Origin of the sequence: Pseudomonas sp. NY15356, from assembly GCF_048068175.1 — a bacterium.
Classification (GTDB): domain Bacteria; phylum Pseudomonadota; class Gammaproteobacteria; order Pseudomonadales; family Pseudomonadaceae; genus Aquipseudomonas; species Aquipseudomonas putida_K.
The window spans coordinates 1-3,225 of record NZ_JBLUPW010000057.1 but is presented as its reverse complement, the minus strand read 5'-3'; the positions used below and the strand labels follow the sequence as shown (position 1 = coordinate 3,225).

The window sequence follows — 3,225 nt, the reverse complement described above, 5'->3', positions numbered from 1 at the left end:
TCTGGTATGGCCCGAGCAATAACCTGGAGGGAGCAGCAAAGCTCACGGATGTGGCGTACCCGCAGAGCGAGTATGTGATGCAGGGGCTGAAAGCTGGTGTGTCGTTCTTCTTCTGGGCGCGCCTGGTGGATCGAACCGGGAACATTGGCCCCTGGTACCCGGTAGGAAGCGGTGTGCTTGGTCAGTCCGGCTCGGATGGCAGTCCAATACTGGAGCTCATCAGCGGTCAGGTCACTGAGAGTGAACTTGGCCAGGAACTCCTGACGGAGATCGAGAAAATCTCCGGTGAAGGCCCTGAGTCGGTGAATGGCCGAATCGAGGCAGCCAAGCAGGAGCTGGAGGACCTGATCACCGAGCTGACCGACCCGCTCGAGTACGTGCCCACCAATGCCTATCTGAAAAACGACGCAGTGCGCAAAGGTCAGCGCTTGTACATGGCAATCGCCGATGTGCCGGCAGCAGCTGATGGAACCAATGCGCCGCCCAATCCGACCTACTGGATCGATATCGGCAGCATCGCCGAGACGGCAAATGGCCTAGCCCAGGCCGTGTCAAAGAACACCGCCGACATCAGTACCATCGACGGCAAGGTAACGGCCAATGCCGCCATGCTGCAGGCCGTGCAGTCCGCCTACCGTGATGATGACGGGGAGGGCGCGCTCAACGACGCCCTGCGGGGCTGGGACACCCTGGCCAAGGTCTCGGAAGAGTCGCGCACCCGCGCTACGCAAAACGAGGCTATGGCCAGCCGGATGGTGGTGGTGGAGTCGCGCGTCGATGACAACGCCGCAAACGTCCGCTCTCTGGAACGCACGGTGGCCACCAATGAAAGCGCGACGGCCAGCCGCTTCACCGAGGTCAACACCAAGGTGGCCGGTAACACGGCGAGCATTTCTCAGCTGGAAACCACCGTCACCGACAACGAGAGCTCAACCGCCTCACGCCTCCAAACGGTCAACGCCCGGGTCGATGCCACTAACCAGGCACTCGATCAGGAGAAGCTCGACCGGGATGGTGCAGTAACAGGCGAGCGGCAAGCCAGGGAGGCGGCCATCGAGAACGAGGCGACCGTCCGGGCCGACGCGGATGAGGCGCTGGGGCTTCTGGTCGACACCGTCAGCGCTCAGGTGGACGAGAACTCCGGCAAGATCCAGGTCGTTGAGCAAGCCCAGGCCGACACCAACCAGGCTGTTGCCTCGATGCGCACCACGATTGAGGCGGTTTACACGACTGGTCGAGATGACGATGCCGAAGGTGAACTCGCCGGGGCCCTGAAGGCCTGGGAAAGCACGGCGAAGATCGCCGAGGAAGCGAAGACGCGGGCAACTGAGATCGACGCCCAGGCGAAGAAGACCGAGACGCTGGAGGTGTCGTTCAACTCCGGCCTGGATAAAGCCAACGGCGAAATCCAGAAGACCAACGCCGCGGTGCAGGTCACCAGCCAGGCGCTGGCTGCGCTGGACGGCAAGGCCAGCACGATGTGGTCGGTCAAGATGCAGATCAACGCCCAGGGCCAGTATGTAGCCGCGGGTATTGGTCTCGGCATCGAGAACGGTCCGGCTGGCCTGCAAAGCCAGTTCTTGGTGTCTGTGGACCGGTTCGCGGTGGTCAATGGCATCAACGGCATTCTGTCTTCGCCGTTCGCCGTCCAAGGTGGGCAGGTGTTTATCAACGAAGCATTCATTGCGGACGGGACGATCACCAACGCCAAGATCGGGAGCTACATCAGCTCCACGAACTATGTGGCAGGCCAACAGGGCTGGATCTTGAACAAGAACGGGACATTCGAGATCAACGGCACGGTAGCCGGCCAGGGTCGTTTGCTGCTCAACAACCAGCGGCTACGCATTTACCACGCCAGCGGCAACCTGGCGATCGATCTAGGAGTGAATGTATGAGTGCCGGCCTGAAGGTCTACGACCCGAGCGGCCTGCTGCTCCTCGACATGACCAGTTCGATCAGCCAAATGATGGGGTATGTGGATACAGGCGCTGCCAATGGCTCGATCTCGATCCCGCTGCCTCCGGCCGGCAAGGAGCTGTTCTATGCCGTCACTGAGCTGTCGGTGCAGAACAAGTACCTGGGTAAGCGACCGGGGGTAACTCTCACTGTCGGGGCATCCAGCGCGACGCTGTCGTGGCAGTACTCATACCCGGGCGGCTGGGGGTTCTATTCACTTAACTGTCGAATACATTACGGGTACCACTGAATGTCTGCAGGAATGAAGGTATTCAAGGAGGATGGATCCCTCCTGTTCGATACGGAGAAAATCACATATGGACTATTGAAGAGTGGGTATTTGACATTTCAAGTTAACTGGCCTCGGCTCGACTACAGGTCGGCGAACTTGCCTCCAAACGAGGGTGGTAGTTACGCGGAATCTTCAATAGTTGACGCGATTCATGGTTTTAGCGTGACAGGGGCGGTCGCTCCCATCGTGTTCATTGTTGGATCTGGCATTTCCTGCGGCTCTTCTCGATCAGGCGACACAACAACTTTCTACTACATAGGAGCCAGCCCATCTACGAAGTTCTATTACTTCGACACCATGCGGAACACGCTGAATGGAGCAGGACTGAAATGCTACGACGAGTCGGGTACGCTCACTTTCAACTCGCTCCAGTACCCATTGAATATCGTTGCCACAATTCCAGCCCCAGCGCCGCCGCCGCCCACCATTATAGATGGAGTAGCTAGCTATGGCGTTCCGTTTGCGGGAGCGACCAAACTTGCCACGCGGTTTATAAACTCCGGCCCATATTACTGTGTGGCCAGGGTTTTTATTGCAATCGGCTCGGGAGAGTTTGCTACATCTACGTCGTTCTCGCGAAGTTTTGGGCAGGGCTTCATGGACTCAATGTCATCGCCGGGCTCCCCTTTTCCCGCAAGAGGAAACCAACAAAGCCACATGGATGGGGCACATGGTGCGAATGGAGGTATCTACTTTATGTCGTGTGACGCTGCAAGAACCACTATGTACTGGGGCGCGCAAGCTAACTACATGTACAACAGTTATTTCAGCATCCCAACCGATAAATACCCCGAGGCATTAGTAATTAAGACTGAAAACCTGCCTTTCCCATTCAACTAACTTTTGGAGTAATCCATGCCTTGGTACAGAACAGGCACGGTCGCGATCACGGCTGGCCAAACGACGGTGACCGGTACCGGCACCAATTTTTCAGCGAATGCCCGGGTGGGCGATGCACTGCTAGGCCCGGATGG

At 58.1% G+C, this 3,225-nt stretch carries 3 protein-coding genes and 1 pseudogene; all 4 read left to right on the top strand.

Annotated features, from left to right (window positions below):
- The coding region (locus ACNFCI_RS23850; RefSeq protein ID WP_416768398.1) for a phage tail tip fiber protein at window positions 1-1,898 on the top strand (1,898 nt) is incomplete at its 5' end.
- Window positions 1,895-2,209 carry a hypothetical protein gene (locus ACNFCI_RS23845; RefSeq protein WP_416768396.1) on the top strand — a complete coding sequence of 105 codons (315 nt, stop codon included), beginning with the start codon at window positions 1,895-1,897 and terminating at the stop codon, window positions 2,207-2,209. The genes ACNFCI_RS23850 and ACNFCI_RS23845, both read left to right, overlap by 4 nt.
- Window positions 2,210-2,221: 12 nt before the next feature.
- Window positions 2,222-3,091, top strand: coding sequence for a hypothetical protein (locus ACNFCI_RS23840; RefSeq protein ID WP_416768395.1), 870 nt, complete (start codon window positions 2,222-2,224; stop codon window positions 3,089-3,091).
- A gap of 15 nt (window positions 3,092-3,106) precedes the next feature.
- Window positions 3,107-3,225 (top strand): annotated as a pseudogene (locus tag ACNFCI_RS23835) (phage tail protein); the annotation flags it as partial.